The 4,581-nt window shown below is 71.3% G+C and carries 3 protein-coding genes; all 3 read right to left on the bottom strand.

Features of this window, described 5'->3' with window-relative positions:
- Nucleotides 1-124 precede the first annotated feature (124 nt).
- Nucleotides 125-2,863 carry a valine--tRNA ligase gene (locus COGEMETH_RS16215; protein WP_238183638.1) on the bottom strand — a complete coding sequence of 913 codons (2,739 nt, stop codon included), beginning with the start codon at nucleotides 2,861-2,863 and terminating at the stop codon, nucleotides 125-127.
- Nucleotides 2,864-2,958: 95 nt separating this feature from the next.
- Nucleotides 2,959-3,570: a PopZ family protein gene (locus COGEMETH_RS16210; protein ID WP_238183637.1), complete on the bottom strand. Its 612-nt coding sequence runs from the start codon at nucleotides 3,568-3,570 to the stop codon at nucleotides 2,959-2,961.
- A 201-nt stretch (nucleotides 3,571-3,771) separates the two neighbouring features.
- Nucleotides 3,772-4,581: TolC family protein (locus COGEMETH_RS16205; RefSeq protein WP_238183636.1), on the bottom strand; the 810-nt coding region annotated here is incomplete at its 5' end.

Genomic DNA, 4,581 nt, shown 5'->3' with positions numbered 1-4,581 from the left:
CCCTCCCCCGCAGTGGGGGGAGGGACGCGCGCGGGTCAGATTCGCTCTGGTCGGAGCCTATCGAAACACCTGTCCCGGCCGCCGCGGCGAGAGACGGGCTCCCGCCATCAAGACCAAAAAGGAATCACCCCTGGTCCGTCAGGCGTGCCAGGGCCTCCCGCAGCTTCTCCAGGCGCGTGGCCTCGCTGTCGCGGCGCTCGCGGTTCTCCTCCACGACCTCCTCGGGGGCGCGGGCGACGAAGTCGGCGTTGCCGAGCTTGGCCTCGATCTTCCGGATCTCGGCGGCGGTCTTGCCCTCCTCCTTGCGCAGGCGCTCGACCTCGGCGGCCAGATCCACGATCCCCTCCAGCGGCAGGGCCGCGACCACGCCGCGCACCAGGAGCTGGGCCGAGTTCTTCGGCGCCGCGTCCGCGAAGCGGATCTCGGAGAGGCGGGCGAGCCGCGTCAGCGTCTCGCCCCAGCCCTCGATCCGGGCGCGGGTGGCGTCATCCGCGCCCACGAGCACGAGGGGGACCTGGGCGGCGGCCGGCACGCTGGTCTCGGAGCGGGCCGAGCGCACCTCGGAGACGAGGTCGACGATGAGTCCGACCTCGGCCTCGGCCTCCGGGTCGGCCAGGCGCGCGAGGTCCGGCCAGGGGGCGAGCGCCAGCAGGCCGCGGCCGGGAACCGCCTCGCCCTTGATCGCCCACAGCTCCTCCGTGAGGAAGGGCATGAACGGGTGCAGCAGCTTGGCGATCTGGTCGATCAGGAAGGCGACCGTCCCCTGCGTCTCGGCCCGGGCGCCGGGATCGACGCCCTCCCCCTGGAGCACCGGCTTGGCCAGTTCGAGATACCAGTCGCAGAACGAGTTCCAGACGAAGCGGTAGGCGGCGGCCGCCGCGTCGTTGAAGCGGTAGGCGGCAAGCGCCGCCTCGACCTCGGCCACCGCCCGGGCCGCTTCGCCGAGCGCCCAGCGGTTGACGGGCGCGCGCACGGACTCCGCCCGGAACTCCGGATCGAGGCGGCAGCAGTTGAGTTCGGCAAAGCGCGCCGCGTTCCAGAGCTTGGTCGCGAAGTTGCGGTAGCCCTCGACGCGGTTGACCGCGAGCTTGATGTCGCGCCCCTGCGCGGCCATCGCCGTGAGGGTGAAGCGCAGGGCGTCGGCGCCGTACTGGTCGATCAGGTCGAGGGGATCGACCACGTTGCCCTTCGACTTCGACATCTTGGCGCCGGCCGCATCCCGCACCAGGGTGTGCAGGTAGACCGTGTCGAAGGGCACCCGGTCGGTGAGCGCCAGGCCCATCATCATCATCCGGGCGACCCAGAAGAACAGGATGTCCTTGCCGGTCACCAGGGTGTTGGTCGGGTAGTAGCGGGCGAGTTCCTTCGTGTGTTCGGGCCAGCCGAGCGTCGAGAACGGCCAGAGGGCGGAGGAGAACCAGGTGTCGAGGACGTCCTCGTCGCGGCGCAGCTCGACGGCGCGCCCGTGCTTCTCCGCCGCCTGCGCCAGGGCCTGCGCCTCGCTGCCGGCCACGTAGACGCTGCCCTCCGCATCGTACCAGACCGGGATCTGGTGGCCCCACCAGAGCTGGCGCGAGACGCACCAGGGCTCGATGTTCGTGAGCCACTGGAAGAAGATCTTTTCGTAGTTTTCGGGGACGAACTTCGTCTGGCCGTCCCGCACCGCCTGGAGGGCGCGCTCGGCCAGGGGCTTGACGTTGAGGTACCATTGGTCGGTCAGGTAGGGCTCGATGACGACGCCCGAGCGGTCGCCGTGCGGGACCGCATGGGTGTTCGGCTCGACCAGGCGCAGGCGCTCCCGCGCCTCCATCAGGGCGACCACGCGCTTGCGTGCGGTGAAGCGGTCGAGGCCGTGCAGCGCCATCGCTTCGGGCTCGGGCTCGGCGTCCGCCAGGAAGTCGGCGTTGCCCTCGATCAGGATCTGCGCTTCGGCGTCGAGGATGTTGATCGGCCGGCAGCCGTGCCGGCGGCCGACCTCGAAATCGTTGAAGTCGTGGGCGGGCGTGATCTTGACCGCGCCGGTGCCCTTCTCGGGGTCGGAATATTCGTCCGCGACGATCGGGATCAGGCGGCCCACCAGCGGCAGGCGGACCTGCCTGCCGACCAGCGCCGTGTAGCGCTCGTCGTCGGGGTGCACGGCCACCGCCGTGTCCCCGAGCATGGTCTCGGGACGGGTGGTGGCGACGGTGATGATCTCTCCCGTCTCCGCGCCGGATGCGTCGACCACGGGATAGTCGAAGTGCCAGAGGTGGCCCTTCACCTCGACCTGCTGCACTTCGAGGTCCGAGATCGCGGTCTGGAACTTCGGGTCCCAGTTCACGAGGCGCTTGTCGCGGTAGATCAGCCCCTGCGCGTGCAGGTCCACGAAGGTCTTGGTGACGGCGGCCACCATCTGCTCGTCCGGGCCGCCGCGCTCGCCCATGGTGAAGCGCTCCCGCGACCAGTCGCAGGAGGCGCCGAGCCGCTTCAGCTGGTTGACGATGGCCCCGCCCGATTCCGCCTTCCAGGCCCAGACCGTCTCGACGAAGGCCGCGCGGCCGAGTTCCCGCCGGCCGGGCTTGCCCGCCTCCGCCAAGCGGCGCTCCACCACCATCTGCGTGGCGATGCCGGCATGGTCCATGCCGGGCTGCCAGAGCACGTCGCGCCCGCGCATGCGCTGGTAGCGGGCCAGGATGTCCTGCAGCGTGTTGTTGAGGGCGTGCCCCATGTGGAGCGTGCCCGTCACGTTGGGCGGCGGGATCATGATGCAATAGGGCTCGGCGCCCGCGCGCTCGGGGCGGCCGGCGCGGAAGGCGTCGGCGGCCTCCCAGGCTTGCCCGACGCGCGCCTCGACGGCGGCGGGGTCGAAGGTCTTGTCCATCATGGGGCGTACGGGCCGATCGGGCGTGTTCCGGGAAATCCGGCCCGCTTTCAACCCGTCATGGGGGTCCCGTCAACACGGGGCCACGCTCCCGCCCCTCAGCGGCCGCGGGAGACGCGCTCGATCTCGGCGCGCACCAGGCGCTCGACCACCACCGGCAGGTTGTCGTCGAGCCACGCCTTGAGCATCGGCCGGAGCATGTCCTTGACCAGGTCCTCCAGGGTGCGGGCGTTGTTGGTCAGCACCGTGTGGGCCAGGAGGTTGAAGGCCTGGTTCACGCTGGAATCCGTGGTGGCCGAGAGTAGCGGCTCGTCCATCGGGGCCGGCTCCGGCTCCGGCTCCGGAGCGCGGGCGGCGGGCCGGGGGGCCGGCCGCGGCGGCGGCGGGGGCTCCGGCTCGACGGCGATCGCGTCGAAGTCGATCTCCGCATCGCCGAAATCGATCGCGTCGATGTCGAGGGCGACCGGCTCGGGCGTCCTCTCCGGTGCCTTGGCCGGGGCCGGCTGCCGGATCACGGGCTCGGCGATCTCGGCGAGGTCGAGCACGTCCTCGGGCTCGGGGGCGGGCGCCCTCGGCGCGGGCGCCTCGGCGGGCTTGACCGCCTGGTCGTCGGCGATGATCCGCCGGATCGAGGCGAGGATCTCCTCCATCGAAGGCTCGTGCGCCTTCTCCGCCGCCTTGTCCTGAATCTTCGGGCTGGCTGCACTCATCCGGACGGTGCTCGGGAAGGACGTGGGCGGGAAGGCTTGCGGTGAGGCGGCCCGTCCTGGGCCGGATTCAGTATTTCACGCGGAATCGCGGGGGCAAGCGCAGCCGGAGCACAGTCCCGCGGGAAAACGTGCCGTGCGAACTGTTTCCGCAGGCCTTCGAATCTTCGGAGGCCGCGTCTGGCGGGCTCGTCGGACGGCCGCTCAGCGGCCGTCCGTGGTCCGCACGCCGAACCAGAGGTCCTTGACCTGGTCGAAATGCGTCTTCGGGCTGTAGGCGGCCACCGGCACCGCGGTGTAGCGGGCCGTGAGCCGGCCGATCGCCTGGACCACGCCGTAGGAGAAGATCACCCGGTCGCGCTGGGCGGTGATCAGGGCGACGCGGGCGTTCAGGAGTTCCTGCTGCGCGTTCAACACGTCGAGCGTCGTGCGCTGGCCGACGCGGGCCTCCTCGCGCACGCCGTTGAGCGCCACCTCGTTGGCCTGGACCTGGGCCTGCGAGGCGATCACCCGCGCCTTGGCCGCCTCCAGCCGTCCCCAGAAGTCGACGACCTGGGCGCGGACCTGGTCGCGCACGAACTCGGCCTGGATGCGGCTCTGGCCGACCGACTCCTTGGCCTGCCGGATCTGGGCGTATTCCTGGCCGCCCTGGTAGAGCGGGATGGTCAGGCGGCCGAGGACCGAGGCCGAGTAGCCGTTGGTGTTGGCCAGCGTCTGGTCGTAGGCCTGCTGCACGCCGCCCTGCACGCTGAGCGTCGGGTAGAGCGTGCCCTCGTAGACCTTCACCTGGGCCTCGGCCGCGTCCACCGCGTGCAGCGCCGAGAGGATGGCCGGATGCTCCTTCAGGCCGATGGTGATGGCCGCGTCGATGTTGGCCGGCACGTAGCGGTCCAGCGGCCGGCCCGGCGCGAGCTGGCGCGGCTCGACGCCGATGTTCTGGCGGTAGACGCCGATGCTGGTGCGCAGGGCCGATTCGGCCGCGCTCACGTCGGAGCGGGCGCCCGCCAGCCGCGC

Origin of the sequence: Methylobacterium trifolii (assembly GCF_022179685.1) — a bacterium.
Taxonomy (GTDB): Bacteria; Pseudomonadota; Alphaproteobacteria; order Rhizobiales; family Beijerinckiaceae; genus Methylobacterium; species Methylobacterium trifolii.
This window is presented reverse-complemented; position numbering and strand designations above follow the sequence as displayed.

Coding starts and splice junctions, on each gene's coding strand:
- COGEMETH_RS16215 (WP_238183638.1), bottom strand. CDS start 2,863: ATGATGGACAAGACCTTCGACCCCGCCGCCGTCGAGGCGCGCGTCGGG.
- COGEMETH_RS16210 (WP_238183637.1), bottom strand. CDS start 3,570: ATGAGTGCAGCCAGCCCGAAGATTCAGGACAAGGCGGCGGAGAAGGCG.